The organism is Ornithinimicrobium flavum, from assembly GCF_004526345.1.
GTDB lineage: Bacteria > Actinomycetota > Actinomycetes > Actinomycetales > Dermatophilaceae > Ornithinicoccus > Ornithinicoccus flavus.
Window position 1 is genome coordinate 1,478,136 of the sequence record NZ_CP038213.1, and the last position, 26,620, is coordinate 1,504,755.

Below are 26,620 nucleotides of genomic sequence, written 5' to 3' on the forward strand. Positions count from 1 at the left end.
GAGGGTGAGATGGAAGAACATCAAACACCGGGTGACCCGATCTACGATCGCAGAGCCGAGGTGGAGCAACACCTAGCTGCAGACGAGACGGTCCTGGGCCGGTATTGGAAGTACACCCAGGAAGGCCTAAGTCGAGAGGAAATGGCTGCGCGCGAGGGGCTGGAGACCTCTGGGTGGGTCTCGAACTACGAGGGCGTTCTGTTGGCCCTCCGGGACGGGCGGATTGCGACGTCGCCCAGCGGGGCCCGTCAATCCGCTGCTCGGATTCGGTCGTGGCTCAAGAAGAAGCCGCTCAGCCCGAGACTTGCCGCCGATCTGGCTGAGCAAGAAAGGGTGTTGGCGGCCATCGCCGATGATCGCGAGGCGCAGGAGGCGGAGGATGCGCGGGCTGTTCAGGCGTCGAAAGAGGCAGAGGCCGCTCTCACCCCAGGGATCTACGTATACAGCCTGCCTCACTATCTCAAGCACCCATTTGATCCCGACAGTGGTCGAACCCTCCTCAAGGTCGGCCATTCTGGACGTGATGCGTACTACCGCGTATCGTCCCAAGGCAGGCTCACAGCTCTTCCGGAAGATCCGATCCTCCTTCGCATCTACCCAGCAGAAGAGTCTGCCAACGTCGAGGCGCAGTTCCATGCTTGGCTTCGAGATGCCGACCACCCAGGGAGCCGGTCACGCAGAGGCGGTGCCGAATGGTTCGTAACCTCCACCAAGTTCTTGGACCGCGTGGCAAGTTCGCTCGGTCTCGAGATCCGCGCCGTCAACGAAATGGAGGTATTCGGCGAGTAGTGATGCAGTAGCGGTGGAACATCGGCGGCTGCGCCGCGCTGACCTGCGACATTCGACCTGTCAAAGCTTCTTTGCAGGTCTCGCTGAGGGCCACTCAAGTGTCATCGTCAGACTTGGTCAGAACACAGCGAGTTCATGCCACCTGCTTTGCCTCAGGACACAAGTGGGCGAGGCACGCACCAGTCGATCTGCTCTCCACATTCGACAGCCCTCGAACACTGCTGCTGTGCAGGAGACTTTTTATGCCGGCGCCGGCGCCGAAGTCGCCGTTGGGTGACGGGGAATGAACCCGCGATCGCCGAGATCGATAATCTCGTCGTACAGCCCCCGACTTGGTAACCTCAGCGCAATGCCCTTGGATCTAGAGGGTCGGCCCCTCGGGCTAGGCTTAGTGGGCGCACATGGGGGGGCCGCCTGGAACCCTACTCAGTTCGATGGGGGGCTTGCCCGGGGGCGACGGGCGGCTGGTTCCCGGAACTGGTGCAGGGGTATCGCTCCAACGTGCGGGCACCTGATCCGCTTCGAGGGGCGCGGTGGGCGGATGAGCACTGGGTCCGTCTACGATCCCCCCATGACGGGAGCGGGGCAGGACATCGCAGTGTTCGACGCGGGGGATGGGTTGCTCCTCTTCGGCAGCGAGAGCGCCCTAGCGATGTTTGACGCCGAGGCTGCCGTGCCGGCCAGGCCGATATCTCGGAAGGACCTTGCCCGGCTGGGTGGGCAAGCCGGGGGCGGCGCCAGCAAGCTCATGGAACAGGGCGGACGGTGGGTCAAGTTGACGGCCGACTCCGCCAAGGACGCCAGGGCGGTCGGTGGGGTCGACAAGCTGACCTCAGGCGTGCTCCGCGGAGACAAGGGTCAGATCCTCAAACACCTCAATTTCGAGAACCTGGGGCGTGGCGCCGTTCTCACCCCAGCGGCTCCGGCCGTGCTCGGGGCGATGGCGACGCAGTACGCGCTGGAGGCGGCGCTCGACGACATCACTGCATACCTCGAGACGATCGACCGGAAGCTTGACCAGCTCCTTAGGCAGCGCAAGACGGAGACGCTCGGTGAGATCGGTGGTGTCACGCTGGCCATCGACGAGGCGGCGGCCATCTACTCCCACACGGGGGTGGTCTCCGGCGTGACGTGGTCGAAGGTGGAGGGTCTGGCCTTCACTCTCCAGCGGATGCAGTGGGAAGCGGTCGAGCAGCTGCACGAGGTGGCGAAGAACGTGCAGTCCGCCGCGGGTGACGCGGACAAGTCCGCGAAGGCTCTCGCCCAGGCTCAGGAGGACGCCGAGTTCTGGCTCGGCGTGCTGGCACGCGCCATCGCCCTGCAGGACCGCTACTACGTGCTCGAGCTCGCGCGCGTGGCGGCGGAGGACGTCATGCAGCTCGAGACCCACCGGCAGGGGATCGCGGTCGCCCGTGCCGACCGCGTCCGGCGGATCACCCACGGCCTGCAGGCGGTGTCTGGCGCCGTCATCTCAGCTGCTGCTCTGTCCAATGCCGCGAAGGTCGCGAACCCGATCGCGGCGCCGAAGGTGGCTCGCCACGCTAACGGCCTCAGCGTGGGTATGTCTTCCTTTGCCGAGCACGCAAACCTGGAACTGGGAGTGCTGGGTGTCGTCGACGAGACCCGGTGGGCACGTGCTGCGCGCGAACTCGCTGGTGAGGCGTCTTCAGCCGTGGTTGCTGGAGGATCCGGTGCAGCGGCTCGGGCGCGTGCTGCGGGTCAGGCATTGGCGCAGCGTCGTGACGAGAAGGTCCTGCGCCGCGCGCGGAAGATCGAGGAGAGGCGTGGCAGCGTCGAGTAGCGCTGCCGTGGTGGCGCCCCACGCCATCCGCTACGCCGCAGCAGGCGCGCCCCGGTGTGGTGGGCGCCGGGACAAGATCACGAGCCGACACTAGTGCTGCGCGGCGGCCACCAGATTCAGGAGACGACTTCGAATGGCATCAGCTGGCGCAGCTAGGTCCACGGTTGCGACGCGCATTCTGTGCCGTTGAATGATCGCGGTGACATCGATGTCCGACGTACCGCTCGTTCGGGGATACAGCAGCAGCCCCTCGACAGAACGGACCCCACCGCTGCCCCCGTCCTGTGTACGGATGTACGCGTAGAGCTGGTAGAGGTGAGCCGATTTGAAGCTCTGACGACTCCCTCGATGCGACTCCTCTAGAGCGCTGGTGAACTTTGTGTCGATGATCAATTGCGAACCATCCGGTCGGTCGATACTAATGTCGGTTCTCATGCTTGGGAAGTACATCCGCGGGTCACCCTCCTCACGCGCGATGGGCCACGAAAGCCGACGTGCCCCCACCCGGCAGGACGGCAGATTTCGTCTGTAGAAGTTGCGTAAGGCCCGTTCGTAAAGGTCGCGAAGTCCCCGTTCGGAGTAGTCGAGCCGTCGAACCGGGAGACCGCCCAGCGAGTGAGAGGGGAGCGCCCAATCAATGACAAGCTGAGCGGCCGAGACCATGAGGCGGTCCTGGCCGTCGAAGTGACCGAAGACCTCCGTGCGCGGAGTTGCTGGGTCTGGGGGACCGGTACGGACGCCCAGACGCTCAAGGCGGGTCGCGGCGGTTGAACATTGATTCGCGAGGCCGGGGCGGTCGCGACGCAAGTGCCGACCTGCGATGTCCAGGGCGGCCAGGACGTAACGATTGCGAGGGGTGTCGGGGGAGAGGTCTTCAAAACGACAGATCACCCGTCCTCGCTGCAGGTGTCCTCCCCGGGACGTGGTGAGATGATCGATGCGTCCGCGTACGGCGCCGACTGCCTCGTGCCGCTCGACGTGCTGTAGCGTCACCGCCCTCTGCAGGCGGGTTTCTACCTCCTCGCACAGAACCTTCGCAGCCAGAGCCTGGAGGTGATCGACGTTCTGCTCGGCGGAGACTCTCTCGGGTGAGGGCAAGTGAGCGTAAAAAGAGGTGCACCAAAGGTACAGGAGCCACAGGTTTCGAACTGGTATCGTGGTGCGCCCTTCGCCCACAGTGACGCCGATCTTTTCCGCTGTCATCGCGGCCATTTTGTCAGGAGAGCCTGTGTCAGTTCGTCGGCGCGGGCGCTGTCGTTGAACCAGTACTCCCTGAGGAGCGGACGCACTGATGTCTCGACCTGTTCCTCGAACCACCGCGCCTCGCTAGTAAGCGGCTCCTGGGGCGTGAAGAAGCTGTGGCCTAGTACGAAAGAGGGCCCCAGGGTGGGGTCGTCACTGATCTCCTGATTAAGGGTTGTCACCGCATCGGCAAGCGTCTCCGTGAATTCACGGCTTGCTCCGTGTTTGCCCATCCAAGTCTTCCAAGGTTCCCGAAACTGCGGGGTCAGGGTGAAGAAGGCGAAACGACGACGTAGGGCGAGGTCCACCAAGGCCAGTGATCTGTCAGCGATATTCATGGTTCCCACGGTGAAGAGGTTTGGAGGGAGCCAGACACCTTTCTCCTCCATGCCAAGCTTCTCGTACGTCAGATGGATCGCCTCGTCGGGAGTGCGTTTGGACGACTCCAAGAGCGTGAGCATCTCACCGAGAGCACGGGCTGGTGTACCTCGGTTTATCTCCTCAATGACAACAGTACATGGCCGGTCAGGGTGTGCGTGCGCACGATCGCTCAGACGAAGAAACGGCCCGTCGACGAGTTTAAGGCCAGCGGTCCCGTCGCTCGAGGTGACCGGACGGTAGCCGCGGACGAAATCTTCATATGCAGTGTTCGGGTGGAACTGAACCACTTTTACATCGTCGGTGGTTTTGGAGCCCGCCAATACCCATGCCAGTCTTTTCGCGAGCCATGTCTTCCCGGTGCCTGGTGCCCCCTGCAGAATGATGTTCTTGGTGCGCTGCAACACGCGCAGCATGTCCTCAACTTCGCTCCGGGGGAAGAAGCAGCCCTCCGCCATGAGGTAGTCAAGGTCGTACCGTTCTACGTCGGTCTGTTCTGATGGTGTGGGGCTAGGGGGGTCGTCGTCGGGGGTCTCGTCACCTGTTTGGCTGGCGTATTGCCACGCGAGATCGGACAACTCAGCGATGCTACGCACTGCAGCTCCGGGTGATGCCAAATAGGCCTGAACGGCTCCGAGCGCGTCGAGATACCAGTCAACTGCGTCCGGACTCTTGGGGGACGGCGGGGCTGGCACATCGATGATTCCGGGTAGATACTTTCGCGTATTGCCGTCCATGGGCAAGAAGAACTGTGGCCGTGCTCTGAAAAGCCCGGTCAAGAGGATCCAGCTGTTGTCGGCCAAGGCCGTGCGCAGTGCTGTTTCGAAAGCGTTGCGCCTTTCGTGGTCGGGTGGCTCGTCCGCCCAGGAAAGTGCGGCCGAAAAGACTGCCCACAGCTTGTCAATGATGTCGCCTCTATCCTGGGCCCAGCCGAACAGCCATGCTCTTCGGGGGTCAGTGATTGGCACACCTGTGAAGTGGCTGGGGGCGATGAGATCTAAACCCAGACGCTCGGCCATGTCCTGAGCGATCGCCCGACGCTTGCTCGGCGGAGTCGGGCCGAGATTAAAGATGCTCGTTGCGGTGAAAGGGTCGATGTCCAGCAACGGACCTGATGTGCCGTCGGCGAATTTGTCCTGCCACGGACTCAAGCCGTGCTTCGACCTTACATCGTGGACCACCTGCATCAACTCTTCTCGGCGTCCTCGCCAATCCAGAAGTCCGTCTGCAAATGCTTCGAAAAATGTTATCCATTCGAAGTCGCTTGTGTCAGGGATGACTTCTGCTGGGGGTGTCCCGTATCGCTTGGCCCAGAAAGGATCTTGCAGGAAGCGGTCGAGGTCTTGCGGCCGGTCATCAAAAATGAATTGGACCAGCGCGCGGCCATACTCTCGCTCAGGGAGGCGCCAAATGGTGTAACGGTGAGTGTAGAAATACCAGTCTCTCGCTGGGTGCAACTTCTCCCAGTCAACGAGTAATCGCTCGGGGGTGACGCGGCTGATCACGCCTCTAGCCTTGATGCGCATGACTGAGACGACGTGTCCGTTGGCCTCGAAGGGTAGGCTGTGCTTCTGCGTGAAGGTTGCCTTAATAGCGATCCGATCACCGGGCTGCATCGCGGCCATGTTGACTATGTCGGACTTGGACGGCGCGGTCATCTCCCATACGCCTTCGTCAACGAAGCGGTCTGTCTGGTCTTCGCCTCCCAGGACCGCACCTACCAGCCAAGTTTGTCGCACGGTTGACGGGGGGTTGGGTGCATCGGGGTCAACGTCGGCCTCTGGCATGACAGGCATGCTAGCGAGAGCTCACGACTTCCGTACCCCGAAGCTCCCGGTCTCCAGCGATGCCGATGGCCGCGCTCGCCAGAGACGCGGGCGATTCTTAGAGCCGAGGCAGCTGGAGCCGCGGACCCACAGGGCGATGGCTTTGCTGCACGCACCTTCCGCCAGGACTGCGATCGTGCCTTCTCCACGGACCCATTAGCGAGGAGTCAGACATCCTCTCAAGGGAGGCCGCCAACGCCTCGAACGGTGGCAACCGCATGGGGCGCAAGGACGTTATCTGTGGCGGCCAGCCTTCGAGCTCATGCCGACCAAGTTCGACGCCGACGGTTGCGGGCAACCGGGGAGTCAGGCTTCCGGCTCCATTGCCGAGCGAATGCTCAACGTCCCGTGTCTAGCGCTTATCACAGCATCCGCAGCTCCAGGGCTGATTACCCGTTCGACGATCTCCACGTAGGCGCGGAGCTGCGGCGCGTAGAACGCTGCGCGCGATGGCCAGAACTCGGCCCGCACGTTGTCCGTCTTGTAGTCGACGACGATGAGCCGGCCATCATCCTCGCGGTAGAGAAGGTCGATGAACCCCTCCACGACCGTGCCATCATCCTGGACCGCCCCTACGTAGGACTCCCGCCAGTGTTCGCGCTGGGCCGCACGATGCACGACCTCCGACTGCAGGAACGTCCTGGCCAGATCGCGCACCGCCTCGGCTTGGTCGGTCACGCCCTCGGCCCAGCACTGTGCAGCCACCGCGTCGTCCAGCCCCGCACCAGTGGCCAGGTCGACGGTCTGCATCACGCCGTGCACCGCCCGGCCGATCGCCGAGCCGTAACGCCCCTTGACCCACGCTGGCCGTTCCACGTCGCGGCCTCCCTTCGCCGTGGACCGGGCCACCTGCCCGTCGTCCGGCAGGACGTCCTGGCCCTCCGCGGCGTCAGTGGACCCAAGTGCCGGCAACCCAGTCAGTTCGACCTCGGGGTCGGTGCCCTCCAGACCCGACGCGCTGATGGCACTGCGTCGATGTGAAGCGTTGATCGCCTCGTCCCTCTCAGCACGCCAGGTCGCCCACTCAGGTGGCGGCTGGACGGCCCGCGCCGTACTGACCGGCACCTGCTCGCCGGAGCTAGCCATCGGGTCGAGCGTCACCGCGCCACCCAGCTCGGCAGCCCCGACGCCCGCCAGCAGGTGCGCCAGGGTGCCGCTGCCGCCGTTCGCCGCCCGGTGCATCGACACCACGAGGTGGTCCTGCGCGCGGGTGGTGGCGACGTAAAGCAGGCGGCGCTTCTCCAGGTCGCTCATCTGCTCGTCCACCGGCTGCGCGTCGGCGAAGTCACCAGTGGTCAGGTCCTTGCCGAGCGAGATCGCGAAACCGTCGTCGGTCCACAGCAGCTGGACGCCTCGGCGGTTGTTCGGCTTCGACGACAGCCCGGAGACCACGACCATGGGGAACTGCAGGCCCTTGGCGGCGTGCACGGTCATGATCCGCACCGAGTCGACGTCCGACTCCGGCAGCACCGCCTCGCCGGCGCGGGAGGTCTCCGACGCCTGGGCCTGCGCCCACGCCAGGTAGGCGCGCAGGCCGCCGTGCTCGGTCTCCGACCACGCCCGGGCCTGGTCCACGACATACCGCAGCCGCCGCCAGGTGTCCCGCGCCCGCGGGCCGTCAGCGGCCACCTCCTGCATGCGCCGGTCCACGACCAGCCGGGTGAGCACCTCGCTCGGGGTGAGCCACCGTGCCTCGTCGTGCAGGCCCCGCAGGTATGCCGTCGCCCGCGCCACCGGGTGGTCGGCCAGGGCCTCCGGCACGGGGGCCAGCACGTGGAATCTGCCGCCGTCGCGGCGGAAGGTGAACAGGTCGTCGTCGCCGCAGGCGAAGAGGCTCGAGCGCAGGGCGGTGACGAGGGTGAAGCCGTCGGAGGTGTCGGCGATCGCCCGCAGGGCGGCGAAGAGGTCGCGCACCTCCTGGGCCTGGTAGACGATCGAGCTCGACTCGGTGCGGTAGTCGACGCCTGCCGTGTCCAGCGCCTCCTCCAGGAAGGGCACCGACGTCCGGGCTGGCACGAGGATCGCGATGTCGTCCTCGCGCAGCGGCCGCCAGCCCTTGCGCCGTCGGCCGTGCTCGTCGCGCTCGTCCGTCTCGGTCTCGGTGGTCCACCCTTCGTCGAGGGCGCGGCGGATGGCGGCGGCCACGTCCTCCGCCTCGCGACGCCGCACCTCGTCGGCCCTGGGCTTGTCCACGTGCGCCTCCGCGCCCAGCACCGCCACCGGCGGGCCTACGGCCGGGCCACCGCGGTGGGCGCCCAGCGCCTCGTACTCCGGCTGCTTGTCGGGCTGCTCGACGATGAGCTGGTCGAAGACCGCGTTGACCCAGTCCAGGACCGGCGCGCCGCTGCGGAAGTTGGTCGTCAGTGACACCCGGCCCCCGAGCGTCTCGCGCGCCTGCAGGTACATCTTGATGTCGGCCCGGCGGAAGCGGTAGATCGACTGTTTGGGGTCGCCCACGACGAAGAGGGAGCCGGCCGGCACCTCCACGTCGCGCCAGTCGGGCTGGCCGGCCGCCGCGCCGCCGGCGATGCGGACCGCGATCTCGACCTGGATCGGGTCGGTGTCCTGGAACTCGTCGAGCAGCAGCCGCCGGTAGCGCTGCTGCAGCGTCTGCCGCACCTCGGGGTTGCGCAGGAGCAGGTCGCGGGCGAGCACGAGCAGGTCGTGGAACTCCAGCCGGCCCTCCCTCCGGCGCGCATGGGCGGCCTCGAGCACCCGCTCGCCGCACCAGCGCACGATGACCCGCAGGCAGCGGTCCTTCAGCCCGGCCAGCACCTGGGCGACCTCGGTCTGCCACGCCTTGCAGTCGGATCTGAGCTGGCCCAGGTCTGACCAGTTCTTGCCCCGCCCGTGGTGCCACCGCAGAGCCTCCACCGCCTGCAGCGACTCGACGGTCGATGCGGGGTCTGTCCCTCCCGCGCGATGCGCCTCGACCCACTCGGCCAACTTGGTGAGGCGCCCGACGAAGAGATCCTCGGGGTCGGCACAGGTGTCGGCGTTGGCGGCGAGCTCCACCGCCCGCTCCACGAGGTGGTCGACGTCGGGCAGCGTCGCCGGCTCCGGCGCCGGCGCCCCGACGACGTGCGACTCCACGAGGTCCCAGTCCGCGTTGAGCTTGGCCACGATCGCGCGCACCTGGTCGACCTTCACCCCGGCCGCCAGGGCCAGCTCGAGCGTCGGCGCGAGCTCTTCGTCGTCCAGCAGCAGCCCCCGCAGCTCCGCCCACCGGGCCTCGAACGCGACGGAGGAGCCGACCTCGTCGAGCACCTCGACCAGCGGCGGCACACCGGCCTCGATCGGGTGCTCGGAGAGGATCCGCTGCGCGAAGGAGTGCAGGGTGCCGATCGCGGCCAGGTCGAGCCCCTCGAGCGCCGCCTCGGCGCGGGGGCGCTCCTCGTCGTCGCCCGCGCGAGCGACGTGCTCGAACGAGGCACGCAGCCGGTCGCGCAGCTCGGCCGCGGCGCGCTCGGTGAAGGTCACCGCCGCCACCGCCTCGATCGGTATGCCGTCGCGCAGCACGAGCGTGGACACCCGCTCCACGAGGGAGCGGGTCTTGCCCGACCCGGCGCCCGCCTCGACGAAGAGGGTCTCGTCGGTGCGGTCCCAAATCCGCCGACGGGCGGCCTCGTCGTGAGCTGCGTCATACCCCGTCCTCTCCCTCGCCCTCGGCCGGCGCCGCCAGGGCGTCGGGCTCGACCAGCCCGGTGTAGTCCTGCAGCTCGGGCGTCGTGCGCAGGGCCACCCAGCGCTCGCGGATGTCGGCGTGCCCGAGCCCGTCCGGGTTGCACGCCGAGCACTGCGTGTAGCTGAAGTCGGCCGTCTTCGGCGCCCGTTGGGGGAAGGCTCCCCGGGCGATGCCGTCGACGAGCAGGGCGAGCGTCTCGGCATACCGCTGCATGACCGCCTCGGTGAGCGGCAGCTGGACCCGGCCGCTGTCCTTGCCGGCGAACCAGTAGAGCGCCTCGACCGGGGTCTGCCCGTCCCCGTGCGCCGCCCGGGCGGCCAGGGCGTAGGCGGGCAGCTGGAGCTTGCTGCCCCCGAGCACCGGGTCGTCCTCCATGCCCTTGAACGAGCCCTTCCTGCCGGTCTTGATGTCCGTCACGAGCAGACTCCCGTCGCGGCGCCGGTCCACCTTGTCGGCGGACCCGCGCAGCAGGACCTCCCGGCCGTCCGGCAGCGTGACGTGCACGGGCTCCACGCCGTGCATGCCGAACCTCAGCTCGCTGGTGACCACCGCCGCGCCGTGCTCCGCACGCCAGGCGTCGTCCTCGGTCAGCATCCGGTCCAGGACGGTGCGGAGCCACTGGCGCTGCCGGGCCCACAGGCGGGGGTGCCCGGTGCGCCCCTCCGCCTCGTAACGCTCGCCGAGCTCCTCCCCGAGCTCGAGCAGACGGGCGCGCTGGGCCAGGGTCCACGGCTGCCCGTGACCGGGCAGCTGCCCTCGCGCCGCGGCCTCGGCGACCAGGCCGTCCATGGTCTCGTGGACGAGGGAGCCGAGGTCGGCGGCGCTGATGGTGATGATCTCCTCGGGGGCCTCCACCGGCTCGACCCGCAGCAGCCTCTGCAGGAAGTAGGCGTGTGGGCACGTGGCGTAGCTCTCCAGGGCGGTGGGGGAGACGGCGGACGTGCCCGCCCCGTGGTCGGGGAGCCCGGTGACGCCCGCGAGGTTGCCGTCGAAGCGGCTGAACGTCTCCCCGCGACGAGCACGGACCATCTCCTGGGTCGCGGCCACGACCGGGTCGTGCGGGGCGACGCCGGCCAGGTGCGCCCGGACCCGCCACTCCTGCTCCGTGGCCGGGTGCCGAGTCGTGCGCAGGCTGCCGGCGAACGAGGGGGAGCCGTCGATGGTGTCGCGGGCGCTGCTGGCCCCGCGCTCCCACTCGGTGGCGGGCAGGTCGGCGTCGCCGCTGAGGGTGCGCAGCGAGGGGAGCAGCCAGCGCGAGGGGAGCCGGTGGGAGTGCCGGCGCAGGTCGCCTCGGGGGAAGCTGGCGGTCACGTGCGGCGCGGCGTCGAACGCGGCGAGCAGGCTCCGGTGGGTCCTGTCGGCGCGGCGTCGGCTGCTGCGGAGGGCCCAGCCGGTGGCCTCCCGGGCGCGCTCGGGCAGGAGGGAGTCCTCGCGCAGCGTGCCGGGGCACAGGTCCTCGGCCAGGCCGACGACGTAGAGGGCGTCGAGGTCGAGCCCGACCGCCTGCTCGACGGGGGCGACGAGGACGCCCTGGCCGAAGGTGCCGACGCGGGGGAGCGCGCCGTCCAGCTCGAGGCCCAGGATCTCCTCCACGCCGGCGAGGGAGGGGCTGGTCGGCGTGCTGTCGAGCGCGCGCAGCTGTCCGAGTGCGCTGCGCACCGTCACGAGGGCGTGCTGCTCGGCGGGCGGCAGGTGCCGGTGGGTGGAGGGCGGCAGGAGGTCGTCGAGTATGCCGTGCAGCACCTCGGCAGCCCCGGTCCACGTGGGCGCCCGGTCCAGGTCGGCGAGCCGCCGGCGCAGGGTGGCCATGAAGTGCTGCATGGACGCGGTCGCGTCGCGGTGCCGGGTGAGCCGGTCGCGGGTGCTGTCGTGGAGGTCGTCGTCCTTGAGTTTCTGCTCGAGGGAGTGACGGTGGAAGTCCAGTCGCTCGTGCCAGTCGTTCCCGGAGACGACGCCGGCCTCCCGGGTGATGCGTTCCAGAGGGGGAGGGGCAGCGTCGTGGTCGCACGGTCGGGGTCCTCGAAGGTGGTGACCGGGAGCTCGCCGACGGCCCGGAGCACGTCGGCGCGGCGGTAGCCGGTGCGTGCGGTCTCCAGCAGGCCCAGGACGAGCCGGGCCACCGCCCGCTCGGCGACGGGGCGCACCCCGGGGCCGTTGACCTCGATCCCGGCGGCAGCCAGGTGCTCGTGGAGCAGGCGTGCGTAGGGGTCGCGAGCGGCATACAGGACCGCGACGCGGTGCGCGGGAGTCGTCCGCAGGGTCTGCACGACGTCCCGGACGACGCAGCGCACCTCGTCGTCGGAGTCGGAGGCGTGCAGCACGCGCTGCACCGTGGGTGGGGTGCGAGGCGGCGGCGAGGCGTCCGACGCGATGGCGTTGACGGACTCGGTCACGGCGGCGTCGGCGCGAGGGTCGCCGGTGTGCCCGGCGATGACGTGGGTGTCGGTGAGCGTGGCGAGTGTCGCTGCCAGGGCGGTCTCGGCGTGGGTGAGGTCCTGGGGCAGGTAGATGACGATGCTGCCGAGCTCGGCGGCGCGTTCGGCCGTGAGTGTGGCGGCCGCGGTGTGGAGGAGGTCGGTCTCGTCGTAGTGGCTGTCTTTGACGCGCGCGCGGTGGCGCGGTGCACGCGGACGACGTCGGCGCAGAGGCTGCTGGTCCCTGCGACCTGGTCGCACGCGGAGTCGTCCACGTCGCGCAGGTCGTGGTGGGCGCGGGCGAGGGAGCGCGCCGTCGACGGGTGGTCGGCCACCTCGCCGAAGACGCCCGGGTCGTCCAGCAGCACACCCCGGACCGTGGCGCCGACGAACGCGCGGGTGGCCGGTCGGCGGCCGGTGCCGGTGAGCAGTGGTGCGGCGAGCTGCTCGGCCAGCCGGGGGAGTGTGGTGATCCAGAGGCCTGCGACGGCGGGGCGGCCGGGGTGGAAGCCGCGGGCGAGGTGCCGGCGGGCGACGATGCCTGCGATGTTGCTCGGGACGACGAGGGTGACGGGGTGGAGTGGGTCGTCCTGTTTCAGGTGGGCCACCACCTGGGTGAGGGCGTCCAGCGCCGAACGGCCGTAGGACGTCCACGTCACATCTACCGGCACCGGCCCTCCTTCAGTGTCCTGATGACACCGTACACAGAAGGGTCGTGTCTCCTGCCACGCGGTCGGACTGCGGCGTCAGCTCGTCCGGTCGAGGTCGAAGTGCTCGGCGAGCTTCCTCAGGGTGAAGTCCTGTCGAAGCTTGCAGGCGCTGTGCTGGGAGGCGAACATGCCTGCCTCGCGGTAGGCCTGGTCCGCCGGCACGGCGACGTCCCACTCGACCGGGACGATGTACTCCGCCCGATCTGTCTCGTCCTCAGGCAACCCTCGTCGGTAGTCGGCCTCGAGGGGAAGGTCGAGCAACCGCTGCCACTGGCCCTGGTGGAGCACTTCCGCGACGTCGCTGCGCGTCGCCGGCCGAAGAGTCGTCCCGACCGCCACATACCCCTTCTGCGGCAGGTAGACGTTAACCCGCGCGCCGACGGGCAGGTTGCGCAGGGTGCGCGAGTACCACTCTCCGCCGCCTGCGGAGATAAAGCCGTACTCGAGGCCGTCCTCCCACGACCGGCTGTCGCCTTCGCCGAAGTTGACGTACCAGTCCTGCCCGTTCCAGCGGGCGATCTTGCCGCGCCGCGTTGCGCTGGGTGCGCCCTCGGAAGACTCGTCCGTGGCGAACCAGGATCGAGCCAGGTACTGCCGCCCGTCGTCCTGCAGGAACGAAAAGAAGACGGCGTTGATGGGCACGCCGAAGTCACGCAGATAGGTGACGATCCGCTCCGAGCTTGGGTCGAGCGAAGAGGCGACGACCGTGAGCTGGATGTCGTTGCTGAATTCGTCGGGCACAGGGGCATCGAAGGTTTCGGCGAAGACCGGCTCGAAGGCCTGCCCCAGGTGGTGGGAGGCGAGGTCGATGACGTCGTCTCGCTCAAGGGTGGAGACCCAGGAGCCGTAGTCCAGCACCTGGGCGATGACCTCGCGTGGGGTCTTGTCCCGCTTGAGCTCGAGAACGTGCAGCGTCCCCTCGGCGTCGATGGCGAGCAGGTCGATATAGGTGTTGTACGGCGTGCGGACCTGGCGACCGACGACCAGCAGCCGGTCGCCCAAGAGGGAGGGATCTCTGGCCAAGAAGTCTTCCAGCTGGGACTCGAGAGGCATCGCGCTGGGCTGGAGCCGGTGCGGCTGGTCTTGGTCGATCCGCCAGATTCCCATCTCGGTAGGCATGGGGACAGTCTGCCTCGGCAGGTTGGGCCGTCAGGGACCGGCCGTCGCCGGAGCCTGGGCGACGGTCTGGGCACCCTGCGCGGTGAGAGCGGCTGCATACGCTTCCGCAACCGTGGTGCAGAAGGCCCAGAGCGGCTCGATCCTCTCTGGAGTCAGCCATCCAGGCTCGGTGCGAGCCTGTCGTTCCGTGCCGCCGAAGCCGAAGAGCGCGTCCGCCTGGGCGCGGAACTCGGCCGTCGTGAGTGCAGTGACAGGCACGCCGCTGTTCTGCCCAGCGTACGAACCGAACGGCACCATCACACGGCCATCCGTGTAGAGGGCCACAACCGTGCGGATGCCGCTCACGGCCGGTCCGCCAGCCTCAAGGACCACATGGCTCGGGCCGAGCCGCCGTCGGTAGCCGGCAGCGCCCCACCGGTCGAGCATCGTGCGAACGGCTGTCGCGGTCTCGTCCGAGTCGAACTGCTCCCAGAACTGCGCCAGTGTGGCGGGCCGCTCGTCCTGCTTGGCTCGCTCGACGGTCGCAGTGAACTGGTTCGGCTGGACGACGGCGGTGAAGAGCGGCGCCCAAGGCCCGTCGTCGACCCGCACTGCGCGAGCCTCCACCAGCCACACGGCGATCCCTCGCGCAGGATCCAGTTCCCTCATGTCGTTGAGATACTGCGCGACGGCGCGGAACTCGTCGCGGTGTTCCTCCGCAACGAGCACCAGCCCACGAGCGTCTCAGGCGACGGCATAGGCGAGCCCTCGCGTGAGGTGGTCGTGATCCGCACGGCCGTACTGGTTCTCGATGACAAACTCGCTGCCGTCTGACCCTTGGGCCACGATGTCGATCCGGCGACCACCGGTCGTCGTCACCTCTGACCGTCCCGCCGCTACGAGCTCGAGGTCCAGCGCCTCACCGAGCTGGTCCAGTCGATCCACCAGGAGCGGCGTGAAGTCGGACGCCTCGCCCGCCCACGCCTGGGTCAGACGGCCGAAGGAGAGCCTGCCCATGTACGCCATGGTCTCTGTCTATCAGGACGGACCCCGCTGTCGCAGTGAGGCCTGAACGGACACTCTCCCAGGGGGTGTCGTGGGCGAGGACTACGATCACGGCATGACAGAGGCAGGGGAAACGGTCGCGGTCTACGAGGCCGAGGACGGTGTGCTCGTCTTCGGCAGCGAGGCAGCGCTGGAACTACTCGACGACGATGCTGGCCTGGCTTCTAGGCCGCTGTCGGCCAAACACCTGGCGAGGGTAATCGGCTATGCGGGAACAGCTGGTGGGCAGCTCGTCGCCGAGAGCGGACGATGGGTCAAGCTCACGAGTGAGTCGGCCGCAACTGCCGAGGCCACGCTGGGTGGCGTTGACAAGCTCACGTCGGGCGTGATCCGGAACAAGGGCGGTGACATCGCCCAGCATGTCAACTTCGAGAACATCACCAAGGTCGGCGCCCTCACGCCGGCGGCCCCCGCGGTTCTGGGTGCGATGGCGACCCAGTACGCCATCGAGTCGGCGTTGGACGACATCACCGCCTACCTCGAGGAGATCGACCGCAAGCTGGACCAACTGCTCAAGCAACGCAAGACCGAGACCCTCGGGCAGATCGGTGGTGTCTCGCTCGCGATCGACGAAGCGGCCTCCATCTACGCGTCGACCGGGACCGTCTCGAGCACCACGTGGTCCAAGGTGCAGGGCACGTCCCTTGCCCTGCAGACCATGCAGGCCGAATCGATCGAACAGCTGCACGCCCTCAGCGAGGACGTCAAGGCCGCGGCCGGAGACGCGGACAAGGCCGCGAAGGTGCTCACCCAGGTCAGCGACGACGTCCAGTTCTGGCTGGGTGTGCTGGCTCGGACGATCGCCCTGCAGGACAGGCAGTACGTGCTCGAGCTGGCCCGGGTCGCTGACGAGGACGAGCAGCAGCTGGACGCCCACCGCGAAGGAATCACGGTGGCGAGGTCAGATCGGGTCCGCCGCATCGTGGCCGGTCTGGAAGCCATCGTGGACTCGGTCACCGCGTCGTCCACGCTGTCCAACGCCGCGAAGGTTGCCAACCCGATCTCGGCGCCGAAGGTCGCTCGACAGGCCAACTCCATCGCCGACAGCATCTCCGCCTTCGCGCAGCACGCCGGTCTGGAGCTCGGCGGCTCGGGGCCGGTCGACCTGACCCCTTGGGCCAGGGCGGCCCGAGGGCTTCTGGACGAAGCCTCCACGGTCGTGACCACCGCCGGCACAGGTGTGGCTGGCCGTGCCCGGTTGTTCGGTCGGGCGGTCGAGGAGCGGCGAGACGAGCGGGTCCTGCGAAGGGCGAAGAGGATCGAGGAGAAGCGCTCGGGCGATGCGTAGCAGCACGTGATGCGCTCCTGGGTGCATCGGATTTCGCTTAACTGAGAGACATCTTCCATCTATGCGAAGTTCCGGAACACCCGGCGAGCCGACCGCTGGCTGAGCTCCTCGACCTGAGCTTCGGTCGCGGTAAACCGGGCCGCGCTGGGGCGCCTTGCGCGTCTGCACCAAGGAGAATGGCTGAACCCAGGACGGACCCGGGTGACAGGACGACGGAGGCGAGATGCGGCATACCCCGCACTTTCTGATGACGGACCCCGACGAGGTCCGCCGGCTGATCCGGAACCACCCGTGGGCCACGATCGTGTCGCCGGGCACCACCGGTCTGGTCGCGTCGCACTACCCGGTCATCCTCGACGAGAGCGCCGAGGGCCCGGACATCACCGTCCTCAGTCACTTCGGCGTCCCGACGACCGGCTGCACGAGCTCGGGCGGCACGAGATCCTGGTCATCGTCCTGGGGCCGCACGACTACATCTCGCCCAGCTGGTACGCCCCCGGCGAGCTCGTGCCGACGTGGAACCACGTGACGGCGCATCTCTACGGGACGCCCGAGATCCTCGACGAGGAGCAGAACTACGCGGCGCTCTCCCTCCTGACCGACCACTTCGAGCGGGGCCGGCCCGGCGGTCGCTCGCCGAGGACGAGCAAGCCACCCGGCGGGAGGCCAAGGGGGCGGTGAGCTTCCGGATGCGGGTCGACCGGTTCGACGCCCGCGGCAAGCTCAGCTGCTCGACCATCACCCGCGTCTTCACTCCGTCGATCTCCACCTCGGGGCGGAAGGGCGCCTCGCGTATGCCCGTCGACGTCGGCGCGACGAGCCAGGTCGACAGCGGAAGGTCGTCGGACTGCACGACCACGACATATCGCGGGCCGGACTGCTCGTGCCCTCGGGCATCCTGGGTGCCCGAAGGCGGTAGAGGTCATCACGCACGCGCGTCGTCCATCTCGGCAGCCAGCTGGCGCGAGGCGGCGGCATCCTCAGGGTCGTCGCGCAGAGCCTCGGCCTCAGCCCTCAGCCCTCAGCCGGGCTCGTCGGTGCGCGCGCTCTGCCTCGAGGATCGCGGCACGGGCGGTCTCCGAGCGTGAGAGGCCCCCACTGGTGAGCACGGCAAGAGCATGCTCCACCGCCTCGTCAGTGCGAATTGTCAGCGTCGACATACGACAAATTGTGCAACGCCGTCCGTGTGCGCGCTCGGCTGCGGCTTCCGTCCTAGCCTCTGCGGGAGGATGGGCCCGTGGATCAACACGACCTGCTCATCCGCCATGCCGTCGCCTGGGCCGCCAAGCGCAAGCAGCCGCTCGACCGCGACCTGCTCGAGACTGTCCTCAACCTGCGCGACTTCCACGACCTCAGCGCGCCCCAGGAGTGGCCGGCCGGCAGCGCCGAGCACCTGATGCTCGTCCGCTGGCCCTCGCACGGGCCCTCCGGTGTCCCTGACGTCGAGCGGCTGGTCGAGACGCTGGACAGCTTCTGGAGGTTCCTGCGTGGCACGGGCCGGATGGCGTCCTCCTCGGCCGACCCGCGCGAGCTCGCGAAGGAGGCGCGACGCGCGGCGCTGCACATGCCGGACGCCTGCGCCGATCCCACGAGGCGTGGTGCGGCGAAGTCGATGGTGGAGTTCGGCGAGAGCATCGGGTTGTCGCTGGACGGTGCCGGGTCGATGGAGGAGCTCAACGAGCGGCTGCAGCAGATCGTCGGGGCGTGGAACGCCCTGCCCGACGACCAGCGGATGGCCCTCGCACCCACGACGGCGCACCAGGGCAGCCTGCGCGGGATGGCGGCGACCGATCTCATGGCCTCTCTGATGGAGGATGACGAGGGCGAGGCGCACGACGTCTTCGGGCTGGGCGACGAGCACGGCAACATCCCCTTCGCCGAGGTGACCGACGTCGCCGCCGACGTCCGTGACGCGCCGTTCGTGCAGCAGTGCCGGCGCCTGGTCCAGTGGGTGGGGGAGCGAGGCAGAGAGATCACGCCCAAGGAGGTGCTGCGTCTCGCCCCGGCCCGCGAGGCGTACGACGTGCTCGGGCTGGGTGAGTGGGAGCGCGAGGCGGACCGGTTGGCCTACGGCGATCTCATCACCAAGCTGCCGCCGGAGTCGGAGGAGCTCCTGGTCGCAGCGGCGCGGGACTCTTTCCGCAGCGCGGCGGAGTGCAGACCGCTCGACCGGTTGTGGACCGCCTGTGTGGAGGCCGGCCTGCTGGAGCTGAGCCGCACCCGTGCCTACGCGGCCTGGGACGAACCCTCGTCGGACGAGGAGTGGCGCCACCTCGGCACCGTCCTGGCCACGGCCGTCCTGATCCACGCTGACCACGGCCACGTCTCACCGCTGATGGGTGCGCTCCTGCACCTGATCGACCCTGCGAGGGAGTCGATGCCGCTCCGGGAGCTCGAGGACTGGTGGTGGCAGAGCCCGAGGAACTACGTCTCCCTGCTGCGCGAGCAGGACGAGTCGATGAGGAGCTGGAGCGACAACGCGCTCCACCGGGCGCTGCACGAGATGGAGGACCTGCGGGTATGGCGCCGGGACGGCGACGCACTCCTGCCCACAGCGTTCGGGCACGACGTCGCGCTGCTGGCCGCGGCCCTCGCCGAGGAGGGCGTGATCGAGGCCTGAAGGTGAGCTCGTTGCAGAACACCTTCTTCGTCCCGTGGCGCTGCTGCTTCGGCACACCCCAGGAGAGCGTCGCCGACTTCGGGCTCTACGAGACGCGAGCGTGGATCGCCCCGGTGGAGGGCGGCGTCGTCAGGGAAGCCACCCAGGTGGAGCTGTCCACGACCCCGGTCAAGACCGCCGTCTTCACAAAGCCCGTCCCGGGCTGGGAGGAGTGCTTTCCCGGCACTGCGACGCAGGTTCACCACCAGACGGCCAGCGCGAACGTCGACCTTGCACCGGGAGAGTATGTGGCGACGTGGGAGGACGTCTACGCCGGCGGGGAGCCCTACACCTCGACGTTGCGCATCACGGTGCTGCCCGACTGAGCGTCGCCGGGGCCTACGGCGCTAACCCGGGACGGGCCGAAGACCAGCCTCCGGGGTACGCCTCAGGAGGCGCAGCACCGGTCTCGTCATGGCCGGGCTCCCCGCCCAGGGCACGTCGCGTCATACGGTTGCGAGAGTCCAGCAGTTCATCCAGCCCCGCCTTCAGGTCCTCGTCCAAGATGGTGGGCGCCACCTGGTCGGGGTCGCGCTCGAGAGAGACGAGCGCCGCCCTGCGCAGGAGCTCCTTGGCGAAGGAGGCCGTCGTCCCCTCGGAGCGCTCGACCGCCGAGTCGAGCGCAGCGTCGCTCACCTCCCAGCCCAGCTCCGCCCGGTAGAGATGGAGCAGCGCGCGTCGTGCGCCCGCGTCGGGCAGCTCCATCTCGACCGCCTGGTCGATGCGCCCGGGGCGGGTGGTGAGAGCCTGCTCGAGCAGGTCGGCGCGATTGGTCGTGAGCACGAAGACGACGTCGGCCTCGGCGGCGAGGCCATCCATCTGGTTCATCAGCTCGAACAGCATCGGCTGCGCCTCGTGCGCCAGGTGCCGGTCCATGGCGATCAGGTCGACGTCCTCGACCACGACCATCGCCGGCTGCAGGTTGCGGGCGATGGCGCACGCCTCGCCCACGAACCGGACAGCGGGTCCGCTGATCAGCAGCACGGTGGTGTCGGGCAGCAGGCCCATCAGGTGCCGGATCGTGTGGGTCTTGCCGGTGCCGGGCGGGCCGTAGAGCAGGATGCCCCGTCGCAGGTGCTGCCCGCCGGCCCGCAAGGCGTCCCGGTGCTCGGCGACCGTGAGCACCTGACGCCGGATCTGGGCGAGCACCTCCTCGGGCAGGACCAGGTGCTCGCGCGGCACGTGCGGCCGGGTCTGGAAGGTCAGCAGGCTCGCGCCACGCTCCTGCCCGAAGATGTCGTCACCGAAGCTCACCACCCGGCCGCGAAAGACGTTCCGCTCGATCACCAGCTCGCGCAAACGCCCGGCGACGGCCTCGGCGCGCGTGGTGTCCGCGCACACGACCTGCACGTGGACGCGCCGGTCCATCATCTCGCCCGACCGCACGAGCATCGCCAGACGGGTCCCGTCAGGCTCGGTCACCAGCAGGACTCCCGTGTGGATGCACCGCAGAGTCTCCCCGTCCGGTCCGCTGGGCAGGTTCACGGTCGCCAGCCCACCCAGCCGCACGGGCATGAAGTCGGGCCCGAGGTGCAGAAGCTCGCTGAGCCCGAACTCCATGTGCTGGAAGCCCGCCAGCCCCATCACCTCGGCATGGCGTCCGGGCTCCGCCAGCCAGGCGTCCAGCGCCCGTTGCACGTTGACGTGGTCGTAGATGGGCCAGCTGTCGTCCACCACCGGCGCATCGTCGAGGCGGCCCAGGAACGACCGGAGCCGCCGCGCGACGTTGGGCTGCTCGTCCGCCCTGGCGGCCTTGACGGTGAGACGGACCGCCCGGTCGACGAGCCGGCGCAGGTCGCGAAGCTCAGGTGCCGGGTGCTCGTCGTCGGTCCGCTCGTCCGTGAGGGTCATGCCCTGAGTGAACCAGAGGTGGGCCCGGTCGAGTATGCAGAGCGGGGGCATGGTGAGTCGATCCTCACCATCCACGGGTCGCAGGGCGGGTGGGACCAGGGTCTCGTGGCGGGTGAGTTCCTGCGCGTCAAGGGCGTCCGGATCATCGCTCCGAGCAGGCCGGGATATCTCGGCACACCGCTCTCGAGCCGGGCGGACGTTCGCGCAGCAGGGGTATGCGCTGGCGGCACGGGACTTCCCCGTCCAGGAGGTGCTCTGGCTGCTGCGGCACGCCACGAGGCCGACACTCACCGCGCTGTTGCTCGCCCGGCGGCGTCCGGGACTGAAGAACGACTTCACCGGTTCCGGCACTCCCGCACCGCTGGAGCGCATCACGTGCCCGACTCTGATCGTCCACGGCCGCCGGGACAAGGTCGTGCCACCGGCCCACGCCGAGTATGCCCACGCGCACATCACCGGTTCCGAGCTCGACTGGATGGACGGCTCGCACCTCGCCTTTCCCCTTGAGGCTGCCGATACCGCACCGGCATACGTCGCCAACTGGCTGCGCGACACCGGGTGACCCCGTGGGCGAGACCTGTGCGACATACCGGCGTCGCCTCAGGATGTCGCCGTCTCGTCGGCAGCGTTCCAGAACGCGGCGAGAGCCCACGTCTCTGGACGACACTCATGCGCCCACCGCCGTGACCCCTCGGGTGCTCGCATCGTCGAGCGCGGCGTTCACGCCAAGAGCGGCGATGCCGCGACCTGGAGCTTGCTCGCCGACCCGGGAACCGAGCGAGGTCACTCTCGTCGGTTGGTCGCACAGGAGGCTGACTTCAGGACGAAGCCTGGGTAGCACTGTCAGGCATGCCCGTGAGGACTCGTAGCGTCACGTTCTTCATAGAGGCTAGGCTCCCAACATCGCAGTTGACGCAAGGTCAAGAGAAAGGGGTGCGATGGCAACGACGCCGAAGGACACCGCCGAGCCCAGCGCTCCACTGGTTGCCCGGCACCTGCGTGTCCCGTTCATCCTGCTCATCCTCTGTTTCGCAGCGTGGGGTATGGCTGCCAACCTCACCGACATCCTCGTCGGCGTGTTCCGCGGCATCTTCGACATGTCGAACTTCCAGGCCTCGCTGGTCCAGTTCGCCTACTACGGCGCCTATTTCCTGCTGGCGGTCCCGGCCGCGTTCATCAACGCCCGTTACGGCTTCAAGGCCGGTGTCCTGGTGGGGCTGGGGCTGGCGGCCGTGGGTGGTTTCCTCTTCATTCCGGCCAGCAACCTGCTCGCCTACGAGATGTTCCTGCTGGCGCTCTTCGTGCTCGCGGCGGGTCTGTCCATCCTGGAGACCTCCGCCAACCCCTTCGTCATCGGCATGGGCGAGGAGGCCAGTGCCACCCAGCGGCTCAACCTCGCGCAGTCCTTCAACCCGGTCGGTGCCAACGTCGGTGTGCTGATGGGCGCGATCCTCATCCTGCCGAACCTGACGCCGGAGGAGAGCAAGACCATCATGGGCGAGGACGAGCTCCTGGCCGCCACGGAGTCCGACCTGGCGTTGGTGCTGCAGCCCTACCTGGTGATCGCCGGGATCCTGGTGCTCATCTGGCTGCTCATCGCCTTCCGCAAGATGGAGCTGCCCAGCGCGCCGGCGCCGGTCGACCTGACCTCGGGCCGCGGTGGCACACTGGCCCGGTTGTGGGCCAACCGGCACTACCGCTACGGCGTGGTGGCACAGTTCTTCAACGTCGCGGCCCAGACGTCCACCTGGACCTTCACCATCCTGTATGCCCAGGACGTCGCCGGAACCTCCCCCGGCGAGGCCGGCTGGTGGCTGCAGGCGAGCCTGGTCCTGTTCCTGATCTCACGCTTCGTGATGACCTACCTGCTGGGGATCTTCCGGCCGGCCCTGCTGCTGCTGATCATGGCGGTCTTCGGCGTGATCTGTTGCCTGACCTCCATCTTCGTCCTCAACGTCGTCGGGTTGATCGCGGTGGTGGCCATCTCGGCCTCGCTGTCGCTGATGTTCCCGACCATCTACGGCCTCTCGCTGCAGGGGCTGGGCCCGGACGCCAAGTTCGGCTCGGCCGGTCTGGTCATGGCCATCCTCGGCGGTGCGCTGGTGCCGATGGTGCACGCGGCCGTGATGGATGCGGCCGGATCGGCGCTGGGGTACATCGTGCCGGGCATCTGCCTGGCGGTGGTCGCGGCATACGCCCTGTTCGCGTTGAAGAACACCCGTCCGGCGGTCGGCGCCGCGACGGATCAGGCCTGAAGGGTGGCGATCGGTATGCGCACACGCACGTGGATCACGCTGGGCGCAGTGCTCTGCGGCCTCACCCTGGCGGGTTGTGCCGGTGAGGAGCAGGAGTCCGTGTCGGTGGGGCTGATCACCAAGCAGGAGGAGAACCCCTACTGGGTCTCGATGAAGGACGTCGCCCAGGAGACGGCCGATGACCTGGACGTCGAGCTGACCACGGCCACCGGTGCCAGCGACACCGACGTCACGTCACAGGAGGCTGCTCTCGCGGACATGGTCGCCGAGGGGGTGGACGGCATCCTGATCGCGCCGACGGATCCGGTCGCCCTGCTGCCGGCGATCCAGGAGGCACGCGACGCCGGGGTGCTGGTGATCGCGCTGGACACCCCGGTCGATCCGCCGGAGGCGGTGGACGCCTTCTTCGCCACGGACAACGAGGCAGCAGGCCGTTCGATCGGGGAGTATGCCGCTGCGAAGGCCGACGACCTCGGGCTGGATCCGCAGGTGGCTCTGCTCAACCTGGCCGGAGACATCAGCTCCGGGGAGCTGCGACGCACGGGGTTCCTCGAGGGCTTCGGACTGACCGAGGACGATCCCGCGATCGTGGCGTCAGTCGACACCCAGGGTGACCGGGACAACGCCGCGGTTGCGATGACCCAGGTGCTTTCTGAGCATCCGGACATCAACGTGGTCTACACGGTGAACGAGCCAGCCGCGCTCGGGGCCCTGGCAGCGCTCGAAGCTGCCGAGCTCGACCTGGACGAGGTCGTCCTGGTCTCGGTGGACGGAGGGTGCCGTGCGATGCGTGAGGCCGTGCGGCCCGGAGACATCGACGCTACCGCGACGCAGTATCCGCAGAACATGGCGCGAGAAGGTGTCCGGGCGATCGCGGCGGCGGTGCGCGACGGTGTGACGCCCAGCGGATTCCGGGACACGGGCAGCGAACTCGTCAGCGACAACCCGGTGGACGGGGTGGAGTCGCGGCGGGTGGAGTTCGGGATACGGACCTGCTGGGGCAGCTGACCCGGGGGCCGGCCGGTCAAGCGGTGTTCAGTGCCGGTCGGTGGGGCACTCAGCGCTCAGTGAGGCGGGAGGGCCAGTCGACGATGGTGACACCGCGGGTCGCCGGGAAGGCCATGGTGTCGCGGGGGGAGCCGGTCAGGAGGCGGTACATGAATGTGGCCATGTATCCAGGGTCGCTGGACACCATCGATACGTCCAATGTCTCTTAGACAGGCGACGTATGCGTTAACGTTATAGGTATGGAGACGGAGAGTCTGCGTTGGTTTCAGCTCGTGGCGGACGGTGTGACGGTGACCGAGGTGAGCCAGATCGAGGGCATCTCTCAGCCTGCGGTCTCCCGGGCCCTGAGCCGGCTCGAGTTGGACGTGGGGACCCCACTGCTCCGGCGTAAGGGCCGGGTGCTGCGGCTGACTCACGCCGGGGCCGCGTTCAAGCAGCACATCGACCCGGTGCTGCACCACCTTGATGACGGGATCGCGGCGGTGCAACAGATCCTGGACCCTGAGCGGGGCACGGTCACCATCGCCTTCCAGCCCTCTTTCGGCAGCTGGCTCGTCCCAGACCTGGTGAGCAGTTTCCACGCGGAGCACCCGCACGTTCACCTCGACCTGCGCACGACGGCCGACGAGACGGTGCCGGACGTCGATCCGCGCAGCGACGTGGATGTCGAGCTCTCTACCTTGCGACCCCCGCCGGGCCCCGAGCACCCACGCTGGAGGGTCCTGGCCGTGGAGCCCCTGCGCCTGCTGGTCGGACCCGGCCACCGCCTCGAAGGCACCCACGAGGTCGCGCTGAGCCAGGTCGCCGATGAGCCGTTCGTCATGATCAAGCCGACCTCGCTGCTTCGCCGGCAGTCCGAACGATTGTGCGCCGAAGCTCATTTCGAGCCCAACGTCGCCTTCGTGGCCGACGACCTCCCCACCCTGCGGGGGTATGTCGCTGCCGGCCTGGGTGTGGCCATCGCACCGGCCCTGTGGGGTGGATCAGTGGCCGCCCCGGTGGCGGGTCTGCACGTCCTGGCGCTGACCGACCCGGGCGCGACCCGGGAGGTGGGACTGAGTTGGTCCCCTCAGCGGCGCATGCTGCCAGCGGCCGAACTGTTCCGTGAGCACGTGCTGGCCCGGGCACGCGCCGGGAAGCTGCCCCGACCCGTCTGAGGCGGACGACCAGCCCCGTTCCATCGAGCTGCGGGTGCTGGACCTTCAGTCCGGTGGTGTCAACCCATTCTGCTAGGTCACGCAGCCAGATTCGTTCCCGGTCGACCTCAAGTGGCTCGTCGAAGAGCGCACTCCGCAAGACAGCACTGACATGGACCGTCTCGGTCGACTGCTCCAGGGACCGCCCGGCGTCCCTGCCGGGCTGCGGCGACGCCCAGGTGCGTCTTGCCGGCGCACGACCGGGGCTGCTGATAGGTGTGCCGTAAGGCCTCGGCCGCGGTGACGTGGGCGGGGTCGGTCACGGTCATGCTCCGGGCCCACCGGCGCGGGTGCTCGGCCACCAGCTACCGACCGAGTAGTCATTGGTGTCGACGCGCACGTAGTAGCCCCGGCTCAGGCGCACGTCTTCGCGCCAGCCCAGGTGCGCCCGCCGCCGGCGGCAAGGACAGCATCGCGTCGGTGTCCGCCGCGAGCAGGCCCACGGGGGGCGGGCCTTGGCCCACCTCTTGGGGAGCATGAAGGACTTCAAGCTAAGGCGGGCCTCCACCGGGTGGCGCGACACCTTCCTCGACACCGAGGAGAATGGCTGAAACCCAGGACGGGCCGGGGAGACGGCCGCGGACGACGACGGAGGCGAGATGCGGCATACCCCGCACTATCTGATGACCGACCCCGACGAGGTCCGCCGACTGATCCGGAACCATCCGTGGGCCACGATCGTCTCGCCGGCCAGCACCGGTCTGGTCGCGTCGCACTACCCGGTGATCCTCGACGAGAGCGCCGACGGCCCGGACATCACGATCCTCAGCCACTTCGGGCGACCGGACGACCGGCTGCACGAGCTCGGGCGGCACGAGATCCTGGTCATCGTCCAGGGGCCGCACGACTACATCTCGCCCAGCTGGTACGCCCCGGGCGACCTCGTCGCGACCTGGAACCACGTCACCGCACACCTCTACGGGACGCCCGAGATCCTCGACGAGGAGGAGAACTACGCGGCGCTCTCCCTGCTGACCGACCACTTCGAGCGCGACCGGCCCGGCGGGCGCTCGCTCACGGAGGACGAGGCGGCCACTCGGCGGGAGGCCAGGGGTGCGGTGAGCTTCCGGATGCGGGTCGACCGGTTCGACGCCCGCGCCAAGCTCAGCCAGAACAAGACCCCGGAGGTCGTCGACAACGTCATCGTCCATGTGGGGGAGCACAACCCCGGTCTCGCCGAGGAGATGCGGCGCGTCCGGGAGGCTTCACGCGGGGGGCGCTGAGCCCGCGCGAGCGACTCGAGTCGGTCGCGAGCGACTCGAGTCGGTCCTGACGCGCTCGTCCTGACATGGAGAGGCGGGCGTCAGAGGCGGACGACGCGCGTCGCGCGGTCGCGGAGGGGTCCAAGAGGAAAT

23 protein-coding genes and 1 pseudogene are annotated in these 26,620 nt (G+C 68.5%); 13 read left to right on the top strand and 11 right to left on the bottom strand.

Features of this window, described 5'->3' with window-relative positions; translation table 11 throughout:
- The first annotated feature begins 9 nt into the window (after nucleotides 1-9).
- Together E3Z34_RS06860 and E3Z34_RS06865 are read left to right on the top strand one after the other, a co-directional pair.
- Entirely contained in the window at nucleotides 10-789 is a 780-nt protein-coding gene (locus E3Z34_RS06860) for a hypothetical protein (protein ID WP_134773008.1), read from the top strand.
- Between the two features lie 571 nt (nucleotides 790-1,360).
- Complete coding sequence (locus E3Z34_RS06865; RefSeq protein ID WP_134773009.1) at nucleotides 1,361-2,590, top strand: hypothetical protein; 1,230 nt, start codon at nucleotides 1,361-1,363, stop codon at nucleotides 2,588-2,590.
- A gap of 90 nt (nucleotides 2,591-2,680) precedes the next feature.
- On the opposite strand, the gene E3Z34_RS06870 is transcribed toward E3Z34_RS06865, so the two are convergent.
- From E3Z34_RS06870 to E3Z34_RS19410, 4 genes are all read right to left on the bottom strand, one after another.
- The gene (locus E3Z34_RS06870; RefSeq protein ID WP_134773010.1) at nucleotides 2,681-3,802 is read right to left on the bottom strand and encodes a 5-methylcytosine restriction system specificity protein McrC; all 1,122 of its coding nucleotides are present in this window, start codon (nucleotides 3,800-3,802) and stop codon (nucleotides 2,681-2,683) included.
- The gene (locus E3Z34_RS06875) at nucleotides 3,790-5,997 is read right to left on the bottom strand and encodes an McrB family protein (protein ID WP_158288626.1); all 2,208 of its coding nucleotides are present in this window, start codon (nucleotides 5,995-5,997) and stop codon (nucleotides 3,790-3,792) included. Before E3Z34_RS06875 ends, E3Z34_RS06870 begins: the two co-directional genes overlap by 13 nt.
- 345 nt (nucleotides 5,998-6,342) lie before the next feature.
- Nucleotides 6,343-9,645, bottom strand: coding sequence for a UvrD-helicase domain-containing protein (locus E3Z34_RS06880; protein WP_338043802.1), 3,303 nt, complete (start codon nucleotides 9,643-9,645; stop codon nucleotides 6,343-6,345).
- Between the two features lie 31 nt (nucleotides 9,646-9,676).
- On the bottom strand, nucleotides 9,677-11,530 hold the full coding sequence (locus tag E3Z34_RS19410) for a PD-(D/E)XK nuclease family protein (protein WP_134773013.1): 1,854 nt from the start codon (nucleotides 11,528-11,530) through the stop codon (nucleotides 9,677-9,679).
- A 60-nt stretch (nucleotides 11,531-11,590) separates the two neighbouring features.
- Here E3Z34_RS19410 and E3Z34_RS06890 point away from each other — a divergent pair, with 60 nt between their 5' ends.
- On the top strand, nucleotides 11,591-11,797 hold the full coding sequence (locus tag E3Z34_RS06890) for a hypothetical protein (protein ID WP_134773014.1): 207 nt from the start codon (nucleotides 11,591-11,593) through the stop codon (nucleotides 11,795-11,797).
- 313 nt (nucleotides 11,798-12,110) lie between these two features.
- On the opposite strand, the gene E3Z34_RS06895 is transcribed toward E3Z34_RS06890, so the two are convergent.
- From E3Z34_RS06895 to E3Z34_RS06910, 4 genes are all read right to left on the bottom strand, one after another.
- Complete coding sequence (locus E3Z34_RS06895) at nucleotides 12,111-12,806, bottom strand: hypothetical protein (RefSeq protein WP_134773015.1); 696 nt, start codon at nucleotides 12,804-12,806, stop codon at nucleotides 12,111-12,113.
- A 75-nt stretch (nucleotides 12,807-12,881) separates the two neighbouring features.
- A complete protein-coding gene (locus E3Z34_RS06900; RefSeq protein WP_075958594.1) occupies nucleotides 12,882-13,964 on the bottom strand; it encodes an endonuclease NucS domain-containing protein in 1,083 nt (360 codons plus the stop codon).
- 30 nt (nucleotides 13,965-13,994) lie between these two features.
- Nucleotides 13,995-14,672: a hypothetical protein gene (locus E3Z34_RS06905; protein ID WP_134773016.1), complete on the bottom strand. Its 678-nt coding sequence runs from the start codon at nucleotides 14,670-14,672 to the stop codon at nucleotides 13,995-13,997.
- 15 nt (nucleotides 14,673-14,687) lie between these two features.
- On the bottom strand, nucleotides 14,688-14,960 hold the full coding sequence (locus tag E3Z34_RS06910; RefSeq protein WP_134773017.1) for a PDDEXK family nuclease: 273 nt from the start codon (nucleotides 14,958-14,960) through the stop codon (nucleotides 14,688-14,690).
- 79 nt (nucleotides 14,961-15,039) lie between these two features.
- Between E3Z34_RS06910 and E3Z34_RS06915 the strand changes: the two genes are divergently transcribed.
- The 3 genes from E3Z34_RS06915 (at nucleotide 15,040) to E3Z34_RS19420 (ending at nucleotide 16,977) form a co-directional block, all read left to right on the top strand.
- Complete coding sequence (locus tag E3Z34_RS06915) at nucleotides 15,040-16,296, top strand: hypothetical protein (protein ID WP_075958597.1); 1,257 nt, start codon at nucleotides 15,040-15,042, stop codon at nucleotides 16,294-16,296.
- Between the two features lie 247 nt (nucleotides 16,297-16,543).
- On the top strand, nucleotides 16,544-16,825 hold the full coding sequence (locus tag E3Z34_RS19415) for an FMN-binding negative transcriptional regulator (protein WP_158288627.1): 282 nt from the start codon (nucleotides 16,544-16,546) through the stop codon (nucleotides 16,823-16,825).
- Nucleotides 16,753-16,977 (top strand): FMN-binding negative transcriptional regulator, encoded by a 225-nt coding sequence (locus E3Z34_RS19420; RefSeq protein WP_275106682.1) that lies wholly within the window; start codon nucleotides 16,753-16,755, stop codon nucleotides 16,975-16,977. Before E3Z34_RS19415 ends, E3Z34_RS19420 begins: the two co-directional genes overlap by 73 nt.
- A gap of 100 nt (nucleotides 16,978-17,077) precedes the next feature.
- Here E3Z34_RS19420 and E3Z34_RS20165 read toward each other — a convergent pair.
- Nucleotides 17,078-17,155: pseudogene (locus E3Z34_RS20165) on the bottom strand (type II toxin-antitoxin system PemK/MazF family toxin); the annotation flags it as partial.
- Nucleotides 17,156-17,533: 378 nt separating this feature from the next.
- Here E3Z34_RS20165 and E3Z34_RS06935 point away from each other — a divergent pair.
- Both E3Z34_RS06935 and E3Z34_RS06940 read left to right on the top strand, forming a co-directional pair.
- A complete protein-coding gene (locus E3Z34_RS06935) occupies nucleotides 17,534-18,916 on the top strand; it encodes a hypothetical protein (protein ID WP_134773019.1) in 1,383 nt (460 codons plus the stop codon).
- An 11-nt stretch (nucleotides 18,917-18,927) separates the two neighbouring features.
- Nucleotides 18,928-19,281, top strand: a complete 354-nt coding sequence (locus E3Z34_RS06940) for a hypothetical protein (RefSeq protein WP_134773020.1) — start codon at nucleotides 18,928-18,930, stop codon at nucleotides 19,279-19,281.
- Between the two features lie 13 nt (nucleotides 19,282-19,294).
- On the opposite strand, the gene E3Z34_RS06945 is transcribed toward E3Z34_RS06940, so the two are convergent.
- Nucleotides 19,295-20,806, bottom strand: a complete 1,512-nt coding sequence (locus tag E3Z34_RS06945; RefSeq protein ID WP_134773021.1) for an AAA family ATPase — start codon at nucleotides 20,804-20,806, stop codon at nucleotides 19,295-19,297.
- 250 nt (nucleotides 20,807-21,056) lie between these two features.
- Here E3Z34_RS06945 and E3Z34_RS06950 point away from each other — a divergent pair, with 250 nt between their 5' ends.
- The 4 genes from E3Z34_RS06950 (at nucleotide 21,057) to E3Z34_RS06965 (ending at nucleotide 25,226) form a co-directional block, all read left to right on the top strand.
- Nucleotides 21,057-21,368: an alpha/beta fold hydrolase gene (locus E3Z34_RS06950; RefSeq protein WP_134773022.1), complete on the top strand. Its 312-nt coding sequence runs from the start codon at nucleotides 21,057-21,059 to the stop codon at nucleotides 21,366-21,368.
- Nucleotides 21,369-21,744: 376 nt separating this feature from the next.
- On the top strand, nucleotides 21,745-23,061 hold the full coding sequence (fucP, locus tag E3Z34_RS06955; protein ID WP_134773023.1) for an L-fucose:H+ symporter permease: 1,317 nt from the start codon (nucleotides 21,745-21,747) through the stop codon (nucleotides 23,059-23,061).
- Between the two features lie 15 nt (nucleotides 23,062-23,076).
- The gene (locus tag E3Z34_RS06960) at nucleotides 23,077-24,069 is read left to right on the top strand and encodes a substrate-binding domain-containing protein (RefSeq protein WP_134773024.1); all 993 of its coding nucleotides are present in this window, start codon (nucleotides 23,077-23,079) and stop codon (nucleotides 24,067-24,069) included.
- Between the two features lie 239 nt (nucleotides 24,070-24,308).
- Nucleotides 24,309-25,226, top strand: coding sequence for a LysR substrate-binding domain-containing protein (locus E3Z34_RS06965; RefSeq protein ID WP_134773025.1), 918 nt, complete (start codon nucleotides 24,309-24,311; stop codon nucleotides 25,224-25,226).
- Nucleotides 25,227-25,530: 304 nt separating this feature from the next.
- On the opposite strand, the gene E3Z34_RS18715 is transcribed toward E3Z34_RS06965, so the two are convergent.
- Nucleotides 25,531-25,743: a Mu transposase domain-containing protein gene (locus tag E3Z34_RS18715; RefSeq protein WP_420818979.1), complete on the bottom strand. Its 213-nt coding sequence runs from the start codon at nucleotides 25,741-25,743 to the stop codon at nucleotides 25,531-25,533.
- A 121-nt stretch (nucleotides 25,744-25,864) separates the two neighbouring features.
- Here E3Z34_RS18715 and E3Z34_RS06970 point away from each other — a divergent pair, with 121 nt between their 5' ends.
- On the top strand, nucleotides 25,865-26,488 hold the full coding sequence (locus E3Z34_RS06970) for an FMN-binding negative transcriptional regulator (protein ID WP_134773026.1): 624 nt from the start codon (nucleotides 25,865-25,867) through the stop codon (nucleotides 26,486-26,488).
- Nucleotides 26,489-26,620: the final 132 nt, after the last annotated feature.

Excerpts from the sequence above, each read along its gene's own strand:
- E3Z34_RS06860 (WP_134773008.1), top strand. The coding sequence starts at position 10 with ATGGAAGAACATCAAACACCGGGTGACCCGATCTACGATCGCAGAGCC.
- E3Z34_RS06865 (WP_134773009.1), top strand. The coding sequence starts at position 1,361 with ATGACGGGAGCGGGGCAGGACATCGCAGTGTTCGACGCGGGGGATGGG.
- E3Z34_RS06870 (WP_134773010.1), bottom strand. The coding sequence starts at position 3,802 with ATGGCCGCGATGACAGCGGAAAAGATCGGCGTCACTGTGGGCGAAGGG.
- E3Z34_RS06875 (WP_158288626.1), bottom strand. The coding sequence starts at position 5,997 with ATGCCAGAGGCCGACGTTGACCCCGATGCACCCAACCCCCCGTCAACC.
- E3Z34_RS19410 (WP_134773013.1), bottom strand. The coding sequence starts at position 11,530 with ATGGCCACCCTGCGCCGGCGGCTCGCCGACCTGGACCGGGCGCCCACG.
- E3Z34_RS06900 (WP_075958594.1), bottom strand. The coding sequence starts at position 13,964 with ATGCCTACCGAGATGGGAATCTGGCGGATCGACCAAGACCAGCCGCAC.
- E3Z34_RS06910 (WP_134773017.1), bottom strand. The coding sequence starts at position 14,960 with ATGGGCAGGCTCTCCTTCGGCCGTCTGACCCAGGCGTGGGCGGGCGAG.
- E3Z34_RS19415 (WP_158288627.1), top strand. The coding sequence starts at position 16,544 with ATGACGGACCCCGACGAGGTCCGCCGGCTGATCCGGAACCACCCGTGG.
- E3Z34_RS06945 (WP_134773021.1), bottom strand. The coding sequence starts at position 20,806 with ATGACCCTCACGGACGAGCGGACCGACGACGAGCACCCGGCACCTGAG.
- fucP (WP_134773023.1), top strand. The coding sequence starts at position 21,745 with ATGGCAACGACGCCGAAGGACACCGCCGAGCCCAGCGCTCCACTGGTT.
- E3Z34_RS06960 (WP_134773024.1), top strand. The coding sequence starts at position 23,077 with ATGCGCACACGCACGTGGATCACGCTGGGCGCAGTGCTCTGCGGCCTC.
- E3Z34_RS06965 (WP_134773025.1), top strand. The coding sequence starts at position 24,309 with ATGGAGACGGAGAGTCTGCGTTGGTTTCAGCTCGTGGCGGACGGTGTG.
- E3Z34_RS18715 (WP_420818979.1), bottom strand. The coding sequence starts at position 25,743 with ATGCTCCCCAAGAGGTGGGCCAAGGCCCGCCCCCCGTGGGCCTGCTCG.
- E3Z34_RS06970 (WP_134773026.1), top strand. The coding sequence starts at position 25,865 with ATGCGGCATACCCCGCACTATCTGATGACCGACCCCGACGAGGTCCGC.